Raw genomic sequence first — 22,007 nt, forward strand, 5'->3', positions numbered from 1 at the left:
GACAAGCGCTTGCAATCAGTCCGAAAGTCAAGTTTTTAGAACTTTGTCTACATACTAAAAGGAGAACTAAAAGTTCTCCTTTTTTTATTTTTGTTCAACTAATTTTTGTGATTGTTTCAATGAAGTTAATGTCACAGACCCTAGTGTTTTTGCTGCAATTAGCATTGCTTTTTCGTCAAAATCAAATTTTGGATGGTGATGAGGGTATGCTTCTGTGACGTGAGGAGGTTTAGCTCCAGTGAAGAAGAATGTACCTGGTAATTTTTGTAAGTAGTATGCGAAATCTTCTCCGCCCATCTTAGGGTCCATTTCTTTTAATTGACTAACTTCATCAATTGATTCGGCTACTTTAACTAATAAATCAGTTTCTTTTTCATGATTTACTACTGGAGGATATCCATCATCGTACTTATATTCGTATGTAACATCATTTGCTAGACAAATCCCTTTAATGATTCTAGCTATTTGTTTTTTTACATTTTCTTGTGTTTCCTTTTTGAACGTACGAACCGTTCCTATTAAGGTTGCTCGATCGGCGATTACATTAAAAGCATTTTTTGCTTCGAAACTTCCGATTGATAACACTACAGTGTCAATTGGATTTGTTTCCCGACTAACAACTTGTTGAAGTGCCATAACAAGTTGACTAGCGATTACAATACTGTCTTTTGTTCGATGGGGTTCTGCACCATGACCGCCTTGACCTTGGATTGTGATTGAAAAACGATCAGCAGCTGCCATGATTGGTCCTTTTCGATAACCAATTGTTCCTAATTCTTCAATTGCCCACAAATGGGTTCCATAAACCTCGTCAACACCGTCTAAACAACCATCAGCAATCATAGAAATTGCTCCACCCGGAGCATATTCTTCTGCATGTTGGTGAAGTAAGACAACCTTACCGTCCCATGAATCTTTTTGCTCATGAAGTGCCTTTGCTAAATATAATAGTGTAGCAGTGTGACCATCATGACCACATGCATGCATAACACCAGGCACTTTTGAGGAGTAAGGAACATTTTTCTCATCTTGAATAGGTAATGCGTCAAAATCAGCTCGTAAAGCGATTGTTTTTCCAGGATTACGACCATTAATTGTGGCAACAACACCATTGCCACCGACATTTGATTTGAATGGAATATTTAATTGTTGATAAAAGTTTTGAATGTATTTTGCTGTCTCGTATTCTTTAAATGAAAGCTCAGGATTTTCATGTAGGTATCTACGAGTAGATACCATTTCCGGATAATATGAATCTAATAAAGAAAATAAATCTGACATTATTTCACCCTCCTACTTACCTATCTATATAACCTATTCAAGAAATGTAATTGATATCCTTCAAAATTATCTTCAATTAAGAAATGACGAAAAATGTATTTCCAAGGAAATATACATCGAAAAAAAGGAAATAATGACTTATTCATGGGAATAAATGGATATACTATTTGTTATATGGTAAGAGAAATGAAGGTGAAATAATTGAAAAAATGGGGATATTTAGCAATAGGACTGTTAGGTGTCCTGTTAATTAGCTTTGTTGGATTTTTACTAATCGTTTTCTTAGGTAATTATGTTATAGATGAAGATAAGTTAGTCGTCCATTCATCATCGGAAATGGTAGATTTAGAGGGGAATTTTGTATCAAAGCTATATAATGAAAACCATCAAATCGTTTCAATTAGTGATATACCTGATTATACTAAACAAGCAGTAGTTTCAATTGAAGATGAACGTTTCTATAAGCACCATGGAATTGATACACAATCAATCTTTCGGGCTATAGTAAATGATATAAAAGCATTTAGTAAAGTACAAGGTGCGAGTACACTTACTCAACAACTTGCAAAAAATGTTTTTTTGACGAACGACAAAACATTTATGAGAAAAACAAAGGAAGTAATAATAGCAATTAATCTAGAAAGAAAGTATACAAAAGATCAAATACTAGAAATGTATTTAAATCAGGTTTATTTCGGTCACGGGGTATATGGCATAGGCGGAGCTGCAAAATATTATTTCGGGAAAGATGTTAAACATTTGACCATTGAGGAAAGTGCTTCGTTAGCAGCCTTATTAAAAGCTCCATCTCATTATGATCCAGTTACACAACCAGAGCGATCTTTAGAGCGTAGGAATCTTGTTCTTTATAAAATGCTAGATACGCATTATATAACTGAAACTGAGTATCAGAATGCCAAAAGTAAACCATCAGTATTACATATTACCGAACAAAAATTTGAAAACGGATATGCTACATATATTGATATGGTTATAAAAGAAGCAAAAGAGAAATATGGCATTTCTTATGACCAACTTTTAAATGGTGGATACAAAGTTGTCGTTCCTATCCATAAAAAAACACAATTAACCGCCTATAAATATTTTAAAAATGGAAACTATTTTCCGGGAACTGATCAAAATGCTGAAGGAGCCTTCGTATTAATAAACTCCGAAACAGGCGGAGTAGAGGCAGCAATTGGGGGTAGAAATTACTATTTTCAAGGTCTAAATCGTATTAACGTGAAAAGACAGCCTGGTTCAACAATGAAGCCATTACTTGTCTACTCGCCAGCGCTTGAAACGGGAAACTATAATCCGTACTCTTTATTACCAAATGAACAGAGTGCGTTAGGAGACTATAAACCGAAGAATTATAATGGAGTTTATACGAAAACGATTTCGATGTTTAATGCATTAATAGAGTCAGCAAATGTGCCGGCAGTCTGGTTATTAAATGATATTGGGATTGATAATGCAAAAGAGTATTTAAAAAAAATGGATTTGAATATTCCCGATCAAGGTTTAAGTATGGCGCTTGGAGGACTTAAGATTGGTTTAACACCATTAGAGCTAGTAAAAGCATATAGTGCCTTTGATCATGATGGAGATGCATTAGAACCTTTTGTTATTAATGCAATTTATGATCGGAACAATGAATTAGTTGCTGAAGCTAAGATTAAGGAATATAAAGTGTTTTCATCACAAACCTCTTGGTATATGACAAAGATGCTTAAAGGTGTTGTAAATGAAGGGACAGCTAGTAGAGGAAGTTTTACTGGTGATTTAGCTGGTAAAACCGGATCTACAAATATACCTGGCCAAACAAATGGAAACAAAGATGCTTGGTTTGTAGGCTACACACCAGATGTAGTAGGCGCAATTTGGATGGGATATGATAAAACAGATACAAACCATTTTCTAAGAAATGGTAGTACATATCCAACCATTTTATTTAAAAAGATTTTAAGTGAAGCAGGAAGAGAACCCTCTACCAAATTTAAAAAGCCAAAAAATATAGACGATTTAGAATCACCGATAAATTTAGAGCCTATTTCTAATGTTCAATCAAAAGTATCATTCTCTCCATTTGGATTATTCACTGTCGTCATTAAATGGAATGCACCAACTGACCACAGACAACAATATCGAATCTATCGAGTGAAGAATGGAAAAGAGAAATTAATAGATACTGTTACTGGTTTAGATGAGTACAAAGATTCCTTTGTAAATGTATTTAATGTCCCTTCTTATTATGTAGTACCGTACAATCCTCAAACAAAAGAAGAAGGTGAGAGGTCTAAACTTGTCAAACCCAACATAAGAAATAAGGAATAGACATTTTAAGGCTCTCCTTCTTATCAAATGATTTGAAGGGGAGTTTTTTATTTCCTATTAAAGCTATGTTCGTAAAAACTGTATCTCTTTAAAAAATAGTAAAGAGATTAAGAAGATTGAACGATGAGATAACGATTAACCGAACATTAAAAAAAGAATTATAAAACTCCTTAATTTTATAAAAAGTCTTAATAAATAAAGATTATTAATTCGATATTTTAGACATATTTTGATATAATTTTTAATGGGAAAAGTCTGGTAGTAAAATAGACCTATTAATTGAGAAAAATAGTAAAATCAGTGAACATTATGTGTCAAAATTCGAGTTTTCTATACAATTAATGGTTCAATCAGTATATTTAATAGTAGAGTTTGGAAAAGTGAAAGGGAGACTTTGAAGGATGAAAAGAGATTTTAACGATACATTTCTTAAAGCGATTAGAGGAGAAGAAGTAACGCATACACCAGTTTGGTATATGAGACAAGCAGGGCGTTCTCAGCCAGAATACCGAAAAATAAAAGAAAAATATTCTTTATTTGAAATTACTCATCAACCTGAATTATGCGCTTACGTAACAGCGCTACCAGTGGACCAATATAATGTTGATGCAGCTATTTTATATAAAGATATTATGTCTCCACTTCCTGCAATTGGAGTAGACGTAGAAATTCAATCAGGAGTAGGACCGGTAATAAGCAATCCTATTCGTTCTTTAGCAGATGTAAAAAAGTTAACTGATATTCATCCAGAAGAGCAACTACCTTATATCTATGAGACGATTAAATTATTAACAACAGAGGTTCTTTCTGTTCCATTAATTGGATTTGCAGGTGCACCTTTTACAGTTGCTAGCTATATGATCGAAGGTAGACCATCTAGAAGCTATAATAAAACAAAATCATTTATGTACGCTGAGCCAGAAGCATGGTTTGCTTTGATGGATCATTTAGCAGACATGACGATCAAATATGTAAAAGCACAAGTTAAAGCAGGGGCAAGTGCAATTCAATTATTTGATTCATGGGTTGGTGCTTTGAATGCAAATGATTATCGCATTTATATTAAACCATGCATGGAAAAGATTTTTACAGCACTTAAAGCAGATCATATTCCAACTACTATGTTCGGAATTGGAGCAAGCCATTTAATTCATGAATGGAATGAACTACCTGTAGATGTAATTGGGCTTGATTGGAGAACTTCTATTACTGAAGCTCGCTCTTTAGGGATTACAAAAACACTTCAAGGTAATTTAGATCCTGCCTTTTTATTAGCACCATGGGAAGTAATTGAGAAACGTGCGAAGGAAATATTAGATGAGGGTATGGCAAATCCAGGTCATATTTTCAACTTAGGTCATGGGGTATTCCCTGAAGTAAATCCTGATACTCTTAAACGATTAACAAGTTTTGTACATGAGTATTCATCAAGGGTTAAAGCTTAATATAAAAGGACTATGGTGATGACATGAAAGAAAAAATCGGTTTATTAGTTATGGCTTACGGCACGCCATATAAAGAATCAGATATTGAGCGTTATTATACAGATATTCGTAGAGGTAGAAAGCCTTCACCAGAGGCGCTAGAGGAACTGACAGAACGATATCGTGCAATTGGAGGAATCTCTCCTTTAGCAAAAATAACAATTGAACAAGCAAATGCATTAGAAGAAGATTTAAATAAGATCCAAGACAAAGTAGAATTCAAAATGTACATTGGACTAAAGCATATTGAACCATTCATTGAAGATGCAGTAGATGAAATGAAAAAGGATGGTATAACAAAAGCAGTTAGTATCGTACTTGCACCACATTATTCTACGTTTAGTGTGAAGTCATATAACGAACGTGCTACAAATCATTCAGAAAAAATAGACGGGCCAAAAATTATCCATGTAGATGATTGGTATAAAGAAGAACGATTTATTCAATATTGGGTTCGTGAAGTAGAAGCAATTCTTGAACCAATGAATGAAGAGCAACGTGTCAAAACGGCGTTTATTTTTTCAGCGCATAGTTTACCTGAAAAAATTCTTAACTATGGAGATCCATACCCAGAGCAACTTAAGGAAACTGCCGAGTTAGTCGTTCAGCAATCTGATATTCGTCATTATTTTCTAGGATGGCAAAGTGCTGGTAATACACCAGACCCTTGGCTTGGACCTGATGTACAAGATTTAACACGTGAGTTGGATGAAAATTATGATTTTGAAACTTACGTATACTTACCATTAGGATTTGTAAGTGAGCATTTAGAAGTACTATATGATAATGATATAGAATGTAAACTAGTAACGGATGAAATTCAAAAAGCATATGTTCGTCCACCGATGCCTAATACGGATCCATTATTTATAAGTGGGCTTAGTACCGTTGTATTAAGAAAATTAAACGAACAATAATATGGTTTTGAAATAGGAGGTAAAGAAGTGAATAAGAAGGTTGTCATTATTGGTGGCGGTATTACTGGATTGACATCTGCCTACTATTTAAAACAAGAAAAATTAAAAAATAATCTTCCAATTGATATTCAATTAATTGAAGGTTCATCAAGGCTTGGAGGAAAAATCCAAACAATTAGAAAAGATGGATTTGTTATTGAGCGTGGCCCTGATTCATTTTTGGCAAGGAAAAAGAGTGCATATCGATTAGCTGAAAACTTAGGGATCCAAGATCAAATCGTTTTTAACTCTTCTGGAAAATCATATGTATTAGCCCATAATAAATTACATGGTATGCCAGAAGGTTCAAACATGGGGATTCCTACACAAATCAAGCCTTTTATTTTTTCTGGTCTATTTTCACCTGCAGGAAAAATTCGTGCAGGTTTAGATTTTGTATTACCAAAAACACATGTCCAAGGGGATATGTCATTAGGTAAATTTTTTAGAAGAAGACTAGGTAATGAAGTAGTTGAGAATCTAATTGAACCCCTTTTATCAGGTATTTATTCAGGCGACATTGATCAAATGAGTTTAATGGCAACGTTCCCTCAATTCTTCCAAATTGAACAAAAACATCAAAGTATTGTTCTAGGAATGAAAAAAGAGATGCCTGTGAAGAAATCAAAAGGTCCGAGAAAAGGAATTTTCCAGACTGTAAGTACAGGTCTTCAAACAATTGTTGAACGAATTGAAGAAGAGTTAGACCAAGAGGAAGTTTTAAAAGGTGTACAAGTAGTTAATATAAATAAAATTGGAAAAAAATATGAGATTGTACTTAGCAATAATGAAAAGATAGAATCAGATTCCATTATCGTTACTGTACCTCATCGTTTCATTCCACAACTATTTAATAATAAACCTGTATTTGAGCCTTTCAAAAAAGTTCCTTCTACGTCGGTTGCGAATGTTGCACTTGCATTTCCAGAGCATGCAATTAAGAAGGATATAAATGGTACAGGCTTTGTTGTTTCACGTAATAATGACTATAATATAACAGCGTGTACTTGGACTCATAAAAAATGGGCACATGCTTGTCCAAAAGGTAAAGTTCTATTACGTTGTTACGTTGGACGACCTTACAATAAGGAAATAGTCGATAAAACAGATGAAGAACTTGTTGAAATTGTATTAGAAGATTTAAGAAAAACGATGGATATAACTGAAAAACCTGAGTTTTATATTGTTTCAAGATGGAAAGATGCTATGCCTCAATATACGATTAATCATAAAGAGCGTACGAAAAACATGGAACAATATTTACAAAAAGAAATGCCTGGTGTATCGGTAATTGGTTGCTCATTTTATGGGTCCGGCTTACCAGACTGTATAGATCAAGGTGAGAAAGCAGTTTCAGATACAATTGAATACTTGTTTGCACATGAAAAACAAGCTGTTCGAAGCTATTAAGGCTTTTAAAACAATTAGTAAAGAATAGAGCAACCAAAAAAGTAGATCGATACTTTTAGGTTGCTCTTTTTATTATGCCTCTGTACTAATAATATGTTTAATCATTTCATTAAGAAAATTGCTGAACCTAAAAGACTTCAATTAAAAACTATCTTTTAAGCAATTTGAACAAGTGTTACTGTAGCAATCATGTTGTTCTTCAATCGTCGAATTACAGTGTTTACATATTTTCTTTGGTAATAGTTTTAAAAATTCGGACATTTTTACAAGCATGTTACCCTCTCCTTTAGTTAACTTATTAGTATTGTATTACTACAACATATTTTGTGTCAATCTGTATTAGTACAATTTTAAAAAAATAATCTAAACGCCTATTTTTTTAAAACAGTAAGGACAAGCTTATAAATTTAAATTTTCATAGAAATAATAAATCTAAAGGAGTGTGTTTGTTTTATGAAAGTAACCGTTATTGGTTATTGGGGCGGCTATCCAGGTAAAGGTGAAGCAACTTCATGTTATTTATTTAAATCCAAAAATTTTAATCTATTGGTTGATTGTGGTTCGGGTGCATTAGCTACATTACAAAATTACATAGATCCTAAAAGCTTAAATGCTGTAATCCTGTCACATTATCATCATGATCATATTGCAGATATAGGAGTACTACAATACTTCAAACTTGTAAACGCTGGAAAGGATAAGTTTGCTTTACCTATATACGGACATAACTTTGATAATGTAAAATTTAATTCGTTAACATATAAAGAAGCAACAAAAGGATATGAATATAATCCAAATGAAGCTCTAGACTTAGGTCCATTTACTATTCGATTTATTAAGACAGTTCATCCTGTAGATTGTTTTGCCATGCGAATTGAAACAGCAACTCACTCAGTAGTCTATACAGCTGATTCAAGCTATACGGAAGACTTCATACCGTTTTCTTCCAACGCGGATTTGCTTATAAGTGATTGTAATATGTATGAACATCAAGATGGTGCCAAAGTAGGGCATATGAGCAGCAAAGATGCTGCAACAATTGCAAATGAGGCGAATGTAAAAGAATTATTATTATCACATCTTCCTCATAGCGGAAATACAAAAGATTTAATAAGTGAAGCCCAAAAGTATTATAATGGACTTGTTCATTTAGCTTATACAGGTTTTGAATGGAAATCAAAATTATAGGAGGATACATATGCTATTTTTAGATAATAGGGGAATAACGGATCCAACATTAAATTTAGCGATGGAAGAATATGCGCTAAAAAATCTAGATCCTGAAAATACATACTTTTTATTTTATATTAATGAGCCATCAATCATTATTGGTAAAAATCAAAATACTGCCGAGGAGATTAATGCTTCATATGTAAATGATCATAATATCCATGTAGTTCGAAGATTATCTGGTGGTGGAGCGGTATATCATGATTTAGGGAATCTTAACTTTAGTTTTATTACAAAAGATGATGGTGACAGCTTTCATAATTTTAGAAAGTTTACTGAGCCCGTAATCGAGGCATTGAAGGAAATCGGTGTGAATGCTGAACTTAGTGGAAGAAATGATATATTAGCAGAAGGTAGAAAAATCTCAGGTAATGCACAATTTTCTACTAGAGGTAGAATGTTTAGCCATGGTACATTGTTGTTTGATAGTGATATAGATGAAGTTGTAAATGCATTAAATGTAAAGCTAGAAAAAATCCAATCTAAAGGAATTAAATCAGTCCGAAGTAGAGTTGCGAACATTAAGGAATTTTTAAAAGACGATTTAACAATATTAGAATTTAAAGATTTAATTTTACAATCTATTTTTAAAGAACATGGGAAAATAGAGCGATACGAATGGACAGATGAAGATATAAAAAATATTAAAGAACTTGCAGAAAGTAGATACCGAAATTGGGATTGGAATTTTGGAAAATCTCCTAAATGCAATATCCAACAAAGTAAAAGATTTGCGGCTGGTTCGATTGATCTTCGTTTAGATGTAAACAAAGGAATCATTGAGAATGTTAAAATTTATGGTGACTTCTTTGGGGTAGGAGATGTATCTGATATAGAACAGCTTCTGATTGGTAGTAAATTTGATCAACAAGTGATTGAAAATAAGCTAAATGAAGTTAATTTTACCCATTATTTTGGTAATGTAACGAAAGAAGAATTTATGAGTTTATTATTTTAAAAAAAGAGTAGGAAACTACTCTTTTTTTGTTTGTTAAAAAATTAGAAGTCTAAAAAGTGCTAGTTTTCTCACTTGTCAGAATTGTTTTCTAGCAATATAATATATTTAGAATATTTTAAATTTTTATATTTAAAGGGGGTAGTTTTTCTTGAATTTAGTTGAAACACTGTCACAATCAGCTTTGAGGCATCCTGAACATTCTGCTATTATCTTTGAAGGGCAGATATTTTCATACTCAACACTAGAGACTTATATTACGAAATTTGCGAGTGGCCTCTCAAAATTAGGAATAGAAAAGGGAGATAAAGTAGCTCTAGTTGTTGGTAATTCTCCTCATTTTATTATAGCACTATATGGTGCGTTGAAGGTTGGAGCGGCTGTAATACCGGTTAATCCTCTATATGCACCAGATGAATTAGTATACATATTAACAAACGGCGACGCAAAAGCAGTTATCACCTTAGACTTATTTCTTCCACTAGTAGAAAAAGCTTCACCGATTCTTCCTAAAATCGATTACTTCATTATTTGTGAAACAAAACAAGAAAATCCTTATGAATTTGAGAACAATAAATTGAAATCGTTTACAAATGTAGTTGGACTTGGAGATCTAGATTTCAAAGGACCTGAATTACATGATGACGATTTAGCAGTCATTTTATATACTTCTGGTACAACAGGAAAACCAAAAGGAGCTATGTTAACGCATAAAAACTTATATTCAAATGCCATGGATGCTGGACACTTCTTAAGCTTTTCAAATACAGAAAAGGTCATTGCAACTTTACCTGCTTTCCATGTGTTTTGTTTAACTGTAGCTTTAAACGCGCCTTTAATGTATGGAGCTACTGTTATTTTAGTGCCTAAATTTAGCCCAAAAGAAATATTTGATATTATTCGTACATACAAAGCAACTGTATTTGCAGGTGTGCCGACAATGTATAATTTCTTATATCAATTCCCTGAAGGAAAAACAGAAGACTTTGAGTCAATTCGACTATGCATTTCGGGTGGTTCTTCATTGCCTGTTGCACTTTTAGAGAATTTTGAGAGGAAATTTAATGTTATTATTTCAGAAGGCTATGGATTGTCAGAAGCGTCACCTGTTACGACGTTTAATCCATTAGACCGTCCGAGAAAAGCAGGTTCAATTGGGACAAATATTAGCAATGTAGAAAATAAAGTTGTAAATGCTCTTGGTGAAGAAGTAGCAGTTGGTGAAGTAGGTGAATTAATCGTCCGCGGACCAAATATAATGAAAGGTTATTATAATATGCCAGAAGAAACAGCAATGACGATACGAGATGGCTGGTTATATACTGGTGACCTAGCAAGAATAGACGAAGATGGTTATTTCTATATAGTCGATCGCAAAAAAGAATTGATTCTTGTTGGCGGCTATAATGTATACCCTCGTGAAGTTGAAGAGGTAATTTATAATCATCCAGATGTTGTTGAATGTGCGGTGATTGGATTACCAGACGATAATTTTGGTGAAAGTGTAAAAGCCTATGTTGTTTTAAAAAATCCTTCATTAAGTGTGGAGTCTTTGACAGAATATTGCAAAGCACACTTAGCCAAATATAAAGTACCAAGATCAATAGAGTTCATTCCAGAGCTACCAAAAAATGCAACTGGTAAAATACTTAGAAGAGCGTTGAAAGATTCAGTTAGACAATAAATTGAGGGAATTGAGGTACAACCCGAATAGGGTTGTACTTTTTTATTTAAAAGAAGTAAAACTCTGGGGTTGCAGCTTGATTTTTTTTGCAATATAACCTTCACATATAATTGTTAATTTAGTTTAATAAGTCGTATTAGAAAGAAATTTGTACTCAATTATTTAGAGGTATATATTCTTATTTATAAAATAAGAATAGTTAATAAGTTTTTAGTTAGTTTTTGTTAATTGCAGTTAATTGCAGTTATTGATAGAATGGAGGCAAGAGGTGATGAAAATGCCATTAACTAAAGAAGATAAAAAAGTTTTTCAAGAGTCTGCTTTAGAATTACAAGATATGGATTTTAAGGAATGGGCTTCGAAATGTTTTTCAAATAAAGATTTTCGAATAGCATTTTTTAAAATGATGAACAATATTGTCGAGTTAAATCGATCTTCATCAAACCAACGTTATAATTCAGCAGTATCAATAGAAAATAAAAAAATGCTCTCTGAGTTATTGCTTCTAGCTTTCGATTCTGTTGAGAACCCTCAAAGAAAATTTGCAGTAAAGCCTAAAGTTGCAAAAAGATTACCAAAAGAAATGCAAGGATATTCAACTGGCCAGTTAGCAAAATTTTTGTATGTAAGCATAACAACAATTAATAATTGGGTAAAGGAAGGGAAATTTCTTATTGAAAATGAGGATAGACGAGTTATTAGTGTTGAGCGTTCTAATACCAATGCAAAACTACGATTTCATCCAAACACTTTATTCGATGCTCCAACTGGAGTTCGTTTAAAGTTAAAAGATATTGCTGAAGCATATTATAAGGATCAAAAAGAAAGAGAAATGCTTGAATGCGAGTTCTCAGTTGGGACAGAAGAAGAACAAATTAGACTGTATAATGAGCACTTTATAAATAAGTACAAAGGTACGTTTGAAGAAGTATTTGGAAATAAAAAATGGGACGAATTAACACCAGAAGAGGATACAGATAAATCAATGTGGTCTTTCTTCTTAAACAGAGCAAAAAATGAAGAAAACAATTGAGAATGAAAGAACAAAATTTAATTTAATTGAATTATATTATAAAGATATAATTCGAGAAATTCAAAATATCCCGAGTACTGATATCCCCAAACACTTTGGTCCTAATGTGTATTGTCAGGCTAAAAGGATAAAATTTATGTTCGAATCAGACATTCCTGATTTAAAATGTATTGAATACATAGATAAAAAAACAGATAAAATTGTAGCTTATTTCTATGATTGGGAAAGCAGTGCTGGTGCGATTATGAAATTTCACAACCATTACCATCACGATGAAGCACCAGAGGATGTAAAAGAGTTTGATCCTTTCCACTTACATATCGGACAAGATCGATTCGATAAACTAGCAAAAGCTCGAAAAAAAGATGAAGAATTTAAGTGCTTGCAAAAAGTATTAGATTTTATCAAGCTCCATGTGTATGAGAAAATAAGAGAAAAACATTTAAATCCTAAGTGAGAAATGTTTATTCTAAACTACGATATACTAGTCGTGGTTTTATTTTTTATATCTATATTTAGTAGTAATTTCATTTCTACTTCATCTACAGTATTTAAAAAATATAACAGGTTGAAGTTCTAAAAAATTGGACAAAGTTGATAATATAGAATGGGGGGAGATTTTATGAAAAAAGCAACTAAATCTAAATTAACCAAATACATCTGTCTAGGCTATCTCGTTTATATCATTTTAGTCCTGTTATACTTTTATGTTTTTACGACTTCTGACCTACCTTCAAAATATAAAGGAACATTTGTAGATCCACATACATTCATGAATCATAAGGAAGCTAATTTAAGTTCTAGTTATAGCACTTTAAAAAATGTTCTTTACTTTATTACCTTGCCGATTGATTGGATTGTATTATCACTTTTATTATTAAGTGGATCAATTGAAAGATTAGGTGACTCATTATCTAAGTTGACTAGATTTAAGTTTATACAAGTCTTTTTATATTTCTTCTTTGTATCGGTCGCTACATATATCGTTTCATTTCCAATTGATTTCTATCGATTTAAATTATCGACGAAATACGGTTTGTCTGTTCAATCATTTAATGCCTGGATGAAGGATGAAATGATTGGTTTTTGGATAAATTTTGCAATGATGTTTTTTGTGATGTATGTTGTGTATTTGTTAATCAAAAAACAGCCAAAGAAATGGTGGCTCACTGCATGGCTATTAAGTATTCCTTTTACGATTTTCTTAACATTTATTCAGCCTGTAGTAATTGATCCCTTATATAATGATTTCTACCCATTAAAAGATAAAAATTTAGAAAAGAAAATTATTACCCTTGCTAAAGAAGCTAATATTCCTGCACATCGGGTATATGAAGTAAATATGTCCACTAAGACAACTACATATAATGCATATGTTACTGGTATAGGTAAAAACGCTAGGATTGTATTATGGGATACAACGCTTAAAGGGCTTACTGAAGATGAAATTATGTTCATCATGGCTCATGAAATGTCACATTACGTCCACAAAGACATCTATAAATCAATGTTTGGTATGCTAGCAGGTAGCTTAGTCGGTCTGTTTATCATTCATTTATTATTGAAGTATGTACTATCAAAGAGTAGGAGCAGTCATTCAACCGATAAAATGGCCGTCATCCTAACCATATTTTTGATCATAAGTGGAATTGTAGGCTTTATTTCTGATCCGATATCAAATGCATTTTCAAGAAGTGCCGAGAAAAGAGCAGATTTATATGCAGTTAAGCTAACACATGATCCGGAATCGGGGATTATAGCGTTTCAAAAGTTATCCAAAAACAGTTTGTCTCAAGTAAATCCACCATTTTTAGTGAAATTGTTTAGATATGATCATCCAACAATGTTGGAAAGAATGAGGTATTTAGAGGCAGCTGAAAAAAGAATCAACAATAAATAGAGTTAATTATTGAATGTTTAGCTTGTAGAATGATTGGTTATGTACCAATATCTACAAGCTTTTTTTGTATTATGTATGAAAAATCTTATTTGAAGAATTAGAAACCTTTAGTAAAAAACAACTTTTTACTCTAAAACTTTTACTGAGGTGATCTTATTAAAAAAGTTAAGCTGTCGAAAATTCTTTTAGAAATATTTTCAGAATTTAATATCAAATCCGAATATACTGTTATATAATAACATAAGTAATCAATATCTGTTATATAACTGAATGGAGGGATCATATGACAACTGAGCTTTCAAAAATCAAAGTTCTAGGTAATCATGTAGAGGGTTCAACTGACATTCTTACGACTGAAGCATTAAGTTTTTTAGAGCAATTACATCTGAAATTTGATCAACGTAGACAACAGCTGTTATTAAACAGAAAAGAAAGAATGTGTTTTTTACAAAATGGGGGAAAGCTCCAATTTTTAGAGGAAACAAAACACATTCGTGAAAGTGAATGGACAATTGCACCTATTCCAGAGGATTTACAAGATCGAAGAGTAGAGATAACAGGACCAGTTGATCGAAAAATGATTATCAATGCATTGAATTCTGATGCGTTTGTGTTCATGGCTGATTTTGAAGATGCTACTTCTCCAACTTGGGAAAATATAATTTCTGGTCAGGTTAATTTAAGAGATGCTGTGAATCGAACAATTTCACTTCATTCAAATGGAAAAACATATAAGTTAAAAGAGAAGCCAGCTGTACTATTAGTTCGACCAAGAGGCTGGCATTTAGAAGAAAAACATATCACTGTAAATGGTGAAAATATGTCTGGTAGCTTAGTAGATTTTGGACTTTATTTCTTTCATAATGCGAAACAAGCAATAAAAAATGGCACTGGACCTTATTTTTATTTACCAAAAATGGAAAGCTATTTGGAAGCAAGATTATGGAATGATGTTTTTTTATTTGCTCAAAATGAATTGAATATACCTGTTGGAACGATTAAAGCAACTGTATTAATCGAAACAATTGCTGCTTCATTTGAAATGGATGAGATACTTTATGAATTAAAGGATCATTCAGCTGGATTTAATTGCGGCAGATGGGATTATATTTTTAGTTTTATAAAAATGATGCGATACGACAAATCAATTATTTTACCTGATCGATCTGTTGTGACAATGGAAGTACCTTTTATGCGTTCATATTCTCAAAAAGTTATTCAAACTTGTCATCGTAGAAATGCTCCAGCAATTGGAGGAATGGCAGCTCAAATTCCAATTAAAGATGATAAAGAGCGAAATGAAGTTGCGTTTGAAAAGGTAAGAAAAGATAAAGAGCGTGAAGCGAAGGATGGACACGATGGAACTTGGGTAGCTCATCCTGGTTTAGTAGCTGTAGCTCTTGAACAGTTTAATCGATTTATGCCTACACCAAACCAGATTCATAGAAAACGTGAGGATGTTAATGTAACTGAGGCGGATCTTTTAGAGATTCCTAGTGGTGTTATTACGGAACAAGGTCTCAGAACAAATATAACAGTTGCGATTCAATATATTGAAGCATGGATAAGTGGTCGAGGTGCGGTGCCGCTTTACAACTTAATGGAGGATGCTGCGACTGCTGAAATTTCGCGTGCGCAAATTTGGCAATGGGTGCGTCATGAAAAAGGTGTTTTAGAGGATGGTACAAACATTACTTTACAATTAGTGGATTCTTTAAAAAATGAAGAAATGATGAAGCTTCAACTAGAAATTGGGAAAGAACAATTTGAAGCAAAACGATTTAATGAAGCAATTGGATTATTTGATGAGTTAATTAGCAACGATGAATTTGCTGACTTTCTGACTTTAAAAGGATATAACTTTTTATAAAATTAGGAGGAATTGAATATGACGAAAAATCGTGAAAAGCGTATTGCTGAATTACAAGAAAGCTGGGAGCTGGATTCTAGATGGAATGGCATTACAAGAACATACACTGCTGAAGATGTAATTAAATTAAGAGGATCAATCGATATTGAACAAACATTGGCAAAAAAAGGCGCGGAAAAATTATGGAAGCTTTTAAATGAAGAAAGCTATGTTAATGCACTAGGAGCATTAACTGGAAATCAAGCAATTCAACAAGTAAAAGCAGGTTTGAAGGCTATTTATTTAAGTGGATGGCAAGTAGCTGCTGATGCGAATCTTTCTGGTCAAATGTACCCAGATCAGAGCTTATATCCGGCAAACTCTGTACCAGCAGTTGTAAAACGAATTAATCAGGCTTTCCAACGTGCAGATCAAATTCAATATGTTGAAGGTGGAGAAGAAATCGACTACTTCGCACCGATTATGGCAGATGCAGAGGCTGGTTTCGGTGGACAATTAAATGTATTTGAACTAATGAAAAGTATGATTGAAGCAGGAGCGGCAGGTGTGCATTTTGAAGATCAATTGTCTTCGGAGAAAAAATGTGGCCATTTAGGTGGGAAAGTATTATTACCAACACAAACGGCGGTGCGTAACTTAATCTCTGCTCGTTTAGCAGCGGATGTAATGGCAGTACCTACCCTTATTGTTGCACGAACTGATGCAGATGCAGCAGATTTAATTACAAGTGATATTGATCCTGTCGATAAACAATTTATTACAGGTGAAAGAACACCTGAAGGTTTTTATCGTACGAAAGCGGGGTTAGATCAAGCAATTGCTCGTGGTCTTGCTTATGCACCGTATGCAGACTTAGTTTGGTGTGAAACGTCAGAGCCAAATCTAGAGGATGCAAAACGTTTTGCAGATGCTATTCATGCCAAATTCCCAGGTAAATTACTAGCTTATAACTGCTCACCTTCTTTTAACTGGAAAAAGAAACTAGATGACGAAACAATCGAGACTTTCCAACAACAAATTGCAGCAATGGGTTATAAATTCCAATTCGTTACCCTTGCTGGTTTCCATGCGTTAAACTTTGGCATGTTTGAATTAGCTAGAAACTACAAAGATCGTGGAATGGGAGCATATTCAGAACTTCAACAAGCTGAATTTGCAAGTGAACAATATGGCTATACTGCAACAAGACACCAACGCGAAGTTGGAACAGGATATTTTGATCAAGTAGCTCAAATTATTACTGGAGGAACTTCTTCAACAACAGCTCTTAAAGGCTCTACTGAGGAACAACAATTTTCATCTAATTAATTAGTAAAAAAACCACTTTTTTCGAATGTGAGAAAGGTGGTTTTTCTATTGGCTTTTATCCTAAAATTTAGTAAACAATGACACTTTTGTTAAAGTATTCAAAAAATGATTTTACAAATAAAGAATTGTGATATTATTTCTCTAACATCAAAGTTGCTACTATACTTCATGTTAAAAAATTCTTTGTCTGATCTTGTTAAACTTTATTGTTGGCTATCAAATTATTTAAGAGACTATCTTGTAGCCCACAAAATTTAACAGTTCAATACTAATAACAGAAGGAGTTGTAAGGATGAATCATGTGAAAGGACAAGTTAAAGTATTAAATGAGTACGAGATTAATAAGTCAACAATGGCAATCATTCCAGAATTTACGGTCGATTTAGTTGTAATTTCAAAGGTATTCGAAACAGATGATAATTTTTATGTTTTAATGAAACCGATTGAAATTATAGAAAGGAGCTGTGCTTACTTCGGAAGTAGTTACCGGGGTAGGCGTGAAGGAACGAAACAAATGATTTCCATCACTCACAAACCACCAATAGCGATCAGCTCAATGAATCAAATTTTCTTTTTCCCCACTTCATCTTCTTTAAAAGTAGAATGTTCTTGGATCTCCTACAATCATGTTTCTAATTTCAGAGGCGGTAAATACAATCGATCAGTTGTTGAATTTTTCAATGGTGTTGAACTTCCATTAGAAATATCTCGTGGCTCATTTGAAAACCAATTATACCGAACTGCACATTTAAGGGCGATTTATGAAGATCGGCTCAACCCTGAGAATACCCAACAAAAATCTTACAAATTAATCCCTGACAACGAAATTACCTCATATATAAAAGGAATGTCAGTACACGAAAAATAAAAGTGAAAGATTAAAATTTTGACTACTTAACATTTAGTAAAGTAGTTTTTTTATGTGAATTATTTGATCAAGTCCATCTATGACACTTATTTACTTATCTCCTAAAATGCTGTAACTTTTTAATCTATATAATTAATTTACTCAAAATTATTGGAATTTTGGTAAAATTTAATTATGTAAGGGAGGTATTCAACTTGATCGTATTAAAAGAAGTCACTATTCAAAACTGGTTTAACATCGTTATGCTTAGAAGTGCTAATGATCAAGCGAATAAAATTTTCGAAAAAAATATTGCTTCTAATTGTTTTTCTCTAGCACAGTCTAGTATAGAAGGAAACTGGGTCACAAAAGCTATCTATTATAATGAAACCCTAATCGGATTTACTATGTATGGTTATTCAGAAGAACTTCAAGGATATGAAATTTGTAGATTTATGATAGATTTTAACCACCAAGGTAAAGGGTATGGAAAAGAAGGATTAAACTTAGTAATACAAGAAATAGTAAACCATTTTAAATGTGAAGAGATACTACTAAGCTTCCATCCAGAAAATGAGACTGCAAAAAAACTATATGAATCAGTAGGATTTCAGAATACTGGAAGGGTTGTTAAAGGTTTCGTTGATGAGCATATATATTCTTTAAAAACTAAGTAGTACATTTAATATTTTAGACAGTCTACAATTTAAATAGTAATTAAGAGTACCAACATAATTTATTGCGTTCTTTAAGTATGCATTAGTTGAATAACATGATCGACTTTATAGAAATAAACGCATTTTTTTACAGAAAGGAGGGCTTATGTTTTATGACGTTTAGCGACCGTTTTTTTAAGAACAGGATAAAGCCGATCGTAATTACTCAAATGATATTGGGAATTCCAGTCACGTTATTTTTTATTTTTTCTTTAAAATCATCTCCCGCCTCTAATTTTTTCTATTCTGGGCTAATAGGAATTACCCTTGCGTTATATATGTTTTTATCGGGGATAGAGCAATATATTTTAAAAAAGAAAAGCTGGTCAATTACCTTCTTTGTCTTATCGGTTATGATAATTTTAGTTGCATCACAATCCTTTTATATATCACAACTACATAAATAACTCTTATTAAACTAACCAGTGCTTTAGTTCAATGAAAAGTTAAGAAGCTGATTATCGGCTTCTTTTTTGTGTTTAAAAATCAAACATTAAAAGAGTGGTTTCTTCAAGATAATATCGCATTTATTGAACGTCATCTTTAAAGGTTCATCAACACTACTTTTTGGAGGAATAGGCTCTTTAATTGGTTCGTTTATGAACATTAAAAATTAATATAAATGAACCTTGAACGAGTGTTTTTTTGAGGGTCTGTTTTAAAAGATTTTTGATTTCTTTATTCAATAAAATAGCAGGATAGTTTAATAAGAATATAGAAACTTTCATTAAACATATTATAAAATAGGAGATTAACTAAATGAAAAACTTTGGGATAATATTTGTATTTATGGGAGTTATTATGATGGTATTAGGTGGGTTCGAAAAGATACTTATTTCCTTATCTTTTAATGGTAATGGTAACGGTATTAATGACTGCTATTAAAAATTTAACACCTTCATATTTATGGAATATTACAAACTTCACCTTCTGGTTTGGATTATTATTTTTCATTATAGGTTTAAGTGTATTTTTCGAAGTCTCAAAATATTTTAAAGTGGAAAATTGATTCTATTATCAACAAGATCGGCTGTTTAGTCGATTTTTTTTATTGAAGTAAATGGCAGTTTAGTTCAATAAGGGTGAACCAAAATTCTTTGAACAAAAAGGTTAAATTCCCCCAAATTATCTAAGTCGAATGAAGTGTATAATTAATTAAGGAATTATAAAAATGGTGGAATTGTAGTGCGTTGGGTAATTAATATTTTATTTGGTTTGTTACTGTGTGGTTATTTTATAATAGATAAGAAAGGTGTCCGACAAAATAAAAAGTTAACCAGAGTTATTTGGATATTAATAGCACTTATTTCAATCGCCCTATTGGTGATTAATAATCTAGATTACTAAAACAAATTATATATTGAACTGACGCATGCTTTAGTTACTTACGATTGGCTGCTTCGGCGGTCTTTTTTATTCAACAAAATGGCAGATTAGTTGCATAAGAAATTAGTTAGTTCTATCTTTTATAAAACTATTTAAATTATAAATGATAGAGCTTCTGAGAGTTTCTTTTGAAAAATTTTACTAATGAATAAAAGAGATAGAACTTTTTGGAAAAATGTATTCCCATATTGTTCTTCAGGAATCACTTCAATTTCGTTCATATGTTAAAATTCAAAGAAGTTTGTTGAAAAACAGGAATATTTTATTATATAAAAATAATTTAACGAAGAAAAGGGTGGTTAAAACGGTGTGAATATACAGTTAAAAAATACTAGATTTCCCCAAGTTACAAATCGGTTCTTTTGGCATAAACTGGTTACAGTCCTATTAGGGAGGAAGGGAGCTAAGAGCTAAGAAGGATGGTTTGTATATGGACACTTGGATCATATGGAGCTAGTAGTGTAACCGACCTTTAAAAAATTACATATAAAGGGAGTTGGAAATGAAAATGAAAAAGAAATTATTATCAGGGATTTTAGCAAGTGCAACACTATTTGGTTTATCTTACAATGCAATGGCGGCAACAACAAATGGAACAAGCACTGCACAATCAATTATGGCAGATTTACATACTGAAGGTACTTTTGCACTTGTAGAAAACCAATTTTATCACTACAATACAGCAACTGCTGCAAGTTACTTTACAAATGCTTGGGATAATAATAAACCTACAGTTGAAGTTAGAGGTGGAGACAGCTCAATTGTTGGACCAGATGCGCCGGTTGCACCAGCTCCTTTAGAAAAACCTTTAACTCAAGTAATTGCAGATAACAACAACCAACATGCATTCCTTGAGGGCGATACATTAACTGGAACAACTTACACTCAAGATGTTAAAGTAGATAAAAGTATCCAAACAGGTGTAGATAAAAAAGGTAATCCAATTTTTAAAACTGTAACATTTATTTTTACTTATACTTATAATGTTTCACCAACAACAACTGAAGCTGTAGCACCTTTCACTGCATGGGACCTTACTAAAACAACAGGAGATTCTTCAGCACATATTCAAGTAACAGCTGATATCGCTGGTGAATCAGTTCAAGTTTCTAAGCAAAATCCAAATGGAAAATATTCTTTCAGTATTGGTGATGATGCATTAACAAACCGTGTAACAGGTCTTTCAATTACTGTTTCAAATGCTACTAATAATAATGTAATTTCTACTACTGCAACAGATTCAACAATTGTAAAAGGTCAAGATTTTAACTATTTTGCAAATGCAGGTAGTTACGGAACAGCAGCTAGTTACCTTAAAGAAGGATCTGCAGTTGGAATCTTAAATGGTATTTTTTCTGGTGATACTTTCAAAGGTAATGATAATGGTGGGGCAGACGGTTCAGCATTATCAAAAGCAGTTATGACTCCCGTTGACTTAGTCCTTACTCCTGGTGATTACAGCATTACTTTATCAGGTGCAGTAAAAGGAAATGGAATTGATTTAAATCCTCAATCATTTGAGATTACGAAAACAATTCATATCATTACACCAATGAGCCAAAACTAAAGTCTATTTTTCAGAAGGAGTGTTCTTTATTGAGTACTCTTTT

19 protein-coding genes are annotated in these 22,007 nt (G+C 32.6%); 17 read left to right on the forward strand and 2 right to left on the reverse strand.

What is annotated here, in order from left to right:
- Positions 1-84: 84 nt before the first annotated feature.
- The gene (locus COJ46_RS16990; RefSeq protein ID WP_286133434.1) at positions 85-1,284 is read right to left on the reverse strand and encodes a M20 family metallopeptidase; all 1,200 of its coding nucleotides are present in this window, start codon (positions 1,282-1,284) and stop codon (positions 85-87) included.
- Positions 1,285-1,482: 198 nt separating this feature from the next.
- Between COJ46_RS16990 and COJ46_RS16995 the strand changes: the two genes are divergently transcribed.
- The 4 genes from COJ46_RS16995 (at position 1,483) to hemY (ending at position 7,468) form a co-directional block, all read left to right on the forward strand.
- Positions 1,483-3,618: a transglycosylase domain-containing protein gene (locus tag COJ46_RS16995; RefSeq protein WP_097973746.1), complete on the forward strand. Its 2,136-nt coding sequence runs from the start codon at positions 1,483-1,485 to the stop codon at positions 3,616-3,618.
- A gap of 401 nt (positions 3,619-4,019) precedes the next feature.
- On the forward strand, positions 4,020-5,063 hold the full coding sequence (gene hemE, locus COJ46_RS17000; RefSeq protein ID WP_097973744.1) for a uroporphyrinogen decarboxylase: 1,044 nt from the start codon (positions 4,020-4,022) through the stop codon (positions 5,061-5,063).
- 23 nt (positions 5,064-5,086) lie between these two features.
- A complete protein-coding gene (gene hemH, locus COJ46_RS17005) occupies positions 5,087-6,019 on the forward strand; it encodes a ferrochelatase (protein WP_097973742.1) in 933 nt (310 codons plus the stop codon).
- A 27-nt stretch (positions 6,020-6,046) separates the two neighbouring features.
- Positions 6,047-7,468, forward strand: coding sequence for a protoporphyrinogen oxidase (hemY, locus tag COJ46_RS17010; RefSeq protein ID WP_097973740.1), 1,422 nt, complete (start codon positions 6,047-6,049; stop codon positions 7,466-7,468).
- A 141-nt stretch (positions 7,469-7,609) separates the two neighbouring features.
- Here hemY and yhfH read toward each other — a convergent pair whose 3' ends face one another.
- Entirely contained in the window at positions 7,610-7,741 is a 132-nt protein-coding gene (gene yhfH / locus COJ46_RS17015; protein ID WP_097973739.1) for a protein YhfH, read from the reverse strand.
- A gap of 180 nt (positions 7,742-7,921) precedes the next feature.
- Here yhfH and COJ46_RS17020 point away from each other — a divergent pair, with 180 nt between their 5' ends.
- The 13 genes from COJ46_RS17020 to COJ46_RS17075 all read left to right on the forward strand — a co-directional run bounded on the left by COJ46_RS17020 (position 7,922) and on the right by COJ46_RS17075 (position 21,964).
- On the forward strand, positions 7,922-8,656 hold the full coding sequence (locus COJ46_RS17020) for an MBL fold metallo-hydrolase (RefSeq protein WP_097973737.1): 735 nt from the start codon (positions 7,922-7,924) through the stop codon (positions 8,654-8,656).
- Between the two features lie 10 nt (positions 8,657-8,666).
- Positions 8,667-9,656 carry a lipoate--protein ligase gene (gene lplA, locus COJ46_RS17025; RefSeq protein WP_097973736.1) on the forward strand — a complete coding sequence of 330 codons (990 nt, stop codon included), beginning with the start codon at positions 8,667-8,669 and terminating at the stop codon, positions 9,654-9,656.
- A gap of 148 nt (positions 9,657-9,804) precedes the next feature.
- A complete protein-coding gene (locus COJ46_RS17030; RefSeq protein ID WP_097973734.1) occupies positions 9,805-11,337 on the forward strand; it encodes a fatty acid--CoA ligase family protein in 1,533 nt (510 codons plus the stop codon).
- Positions 11,338-11,608: 271 nt separating this feature from the next.
- A complete protein-coding gene (locus tag COJ46_RS17035; RefSeq protein WP_097973733.1) occupies positions 11,609-12,370 on the forward strand; it encodes a MerR family transcriptional regulator in 762 nt (253 codons plus the stop codon).
- Complete coding sequence (locus COJ46_RS17040) at positions 12,354-12,827, forward strand: toxin-antitoxin system TumE family protein (RefSeq protein WP_097973731.1); 474 nt, start codon at positions 12,354-12,356, stop codon at positions 12,825-12,827. The genes COJ46_RS17035 and COJ46_RS17040 overlap by 17 nt, the downstream gene beginning before the upstream one ends.
- A gap of 165 nt (positions 12,828-12,992) precedes the next feature.
- Complete coding sequence (locus tag COJ46_RS17045) at positions 12,993-14,270, forward strand: M48 family metallopeptidase (RefSeq protein ID WP_097973729.1); 1,278 nt, start codon at positions 12,993-12,995, stop codon at positions 14,268-14,270.
- Between the two features lie 283 nt (positions 14,271-14,553).
- Positions 14,554-16,140 carry a malate synthase A gene (aceB, locus tag COJ46_RS17050; RefSeq protein ID WP_097973728.1) on the forward strand — a complete coding sequence of 529 codons (1,587 nt, stop codon included), beginning with the start codon at positions 14,554-14,556 and terminating at the stop codon, positions 16,138-16,140.
- A gap of 18 nt (positions 16,141-16,158) precedes the next feature.
- On the forward strand, positions 16,159-17,448 hold the full coding sequence (gene aceA / locus COJ46_RS17055; protein ID WP_097973726.1) for an isocitrate lyase: 1,290 nt from the start codon (positions 16,159-16,161) through the stop codon (positions 17,446-17,448).
- A 292-nt stretch (positions 17,449-17,740) separates the two neighbouring features.
- Positions 17,741-18,316 (forward strand): competence protein ComK, encoded by a 576-nt coding sequence (locus COJ46_RS17060; RefSeq protein WP_097973724.1) that lies wholly within the window; start codon positions 17,741-17,743, stop codon positions 18,314-18,316.
- Positions 18,317-18,510: 194 nt separating this feature from the next.
- Positions 18,511-18,972 (forward strand): GNAT family N-acetyltransferase, encoded by a 462-nt coding sequence (locus tag COJ46_RS17065; protein WP_286133418.1) that lies wholly within the window; start codon positions 18,511-18,513, stop codon positions 18,970-18,972.
- A 798-nt stretch (positions 18,973-19,770) separates the two neighbouring features.
- Positions 19,771-19,896, forward strand: a complete 126-nt coding sequence (locus COJ46_RS25080) for a hypothetical protein (protein WP_286133417.1) — start codon at positions 19,771-19,773, stop codon at positions 19,894-19,896.
- Positions 19,897-20,196: 300 nt separating this feature from the next.
- The gene (locus COJ46_RS24780; protein WP_176522445.1) at positions 20,197-20,358 is read left to right on the forward strand and encodes a hypothetical protein; all 162 of its coding nucleotides are present in this window, start codon (positions 20,197-20,199) and stop codon (positions 20,356-20,358) included.
- A gap of 547 nt (positions 20,359-20,905) precedes the next feature.
- Entirely contained in the window at positions 20,906-21,964 is a 1,059-nt protein-coding gene (locus COJ46_RS17075) for a hypothetical protein (RefSeq protein ID WP_141437754.1), read from the forward strand.
- Positions 21,965-22,007 lie beyond the last annotated feature (43 nt).

The sequence above is a fragment of the Bacillus sp. AFS077874 genome (assembly GCF_002566505.1).
Classification (GTDB): domain Bacteria; phylum Bacillota; class Bacilli; order Bacillales; family Bacillaceae_G; genus Gottfriedia.

Excerpts from the sequence above, each read along its gene's own strand:
- hemE (WP_097973744.1), top strand. The coding sequence starts at position 4,020 with ATGAAAAGAGATTTTAACGATACATTTCTTAAAGCGATTAGAGGAGAA.
- hemH (WP_097973742.1), top strand. The coding sequence starts at position 5,087 with ATGAAAGAAAAAATCGGTTTATTAGTTATGGCTTACGGCACGCCATAT.
- yhfH (WP_097973739.1), bottom strand. The coding sequence starts at position 7,741 with ATGCTTGTAAAAATGTCCGAATTTTTAAAACTATTACCAAAGAAAATA.
- COJ46_RS17020 (WP_097973737.1), top strand. The coding sequence starts at position 7,922 with ATGAAAGTAACCGTTATTGGTTATTGGGGCGGCTATCCAGGTAAAGGT.
- lplA (WP_097973736.1), top strand. The coding sequence starts at position 8,667 with ATGCTATTTTTAGATAATAGGGGAATAACGGATCCAACATTAAATTTA.
- COJ46_RS17035 (WP_097973733.1), top strand. The coding sequence starts at position 11,609 with ATGAAAATGCCATTAACTAAAGAAGATAAAAAAGTTTTTCAAGAGTCT.
- COJ46_RS17040 (WP_097973731.1), top strand. The coding sequence starts at position 12,354 with ATGAAGAAAACAATTGAGAATGAAAGAACAAAATTTAATTTAATTGAA.
- COJ46_RS17045 (WP_097973729.1), top strand. The coding sequence starts at position 12,993 with ATGAAAAAAGCAACTAAATCTAAATTAACCAAATACATCTGTCTAGGC.
- aceB (WP_097973728.1), top strand. The coding sequence starts at position 14,554 with ATGACAACTGAGCTTTCAAAAATCAAAGTTCTAGGTAATCATGTAGAG.
- aceA (WP_097973726.1), top strand. The coding sequence starts at position 16,159 with ATGACGAAAAATCGTGAAAAGCGTATTGCTGAATTACAAGAAAGCTGG.
- COJ46_RS17060 (WP_097973724.1), top strand. The coding sequence starts at position 17,741 with ATGAATCATGTGAAAGGACAAGTTAAAGTATTAAATGAGTACGAGATT.
- COJ46_RS25080 (WP_286133417.1), top strand. The coding sequence starts at position 19,771 with ATGAAAAACTTTGGGATAATATTTGTATTTATGGGAGTTATTATGATG.
- COJ46_RS17075 (WP_141437754.1), top strand. The coding sequence starts at position 20,906 with ATGAAAAAGAAATTATTATCAGGGATTTTAGCAAGTGCAACACTATTT.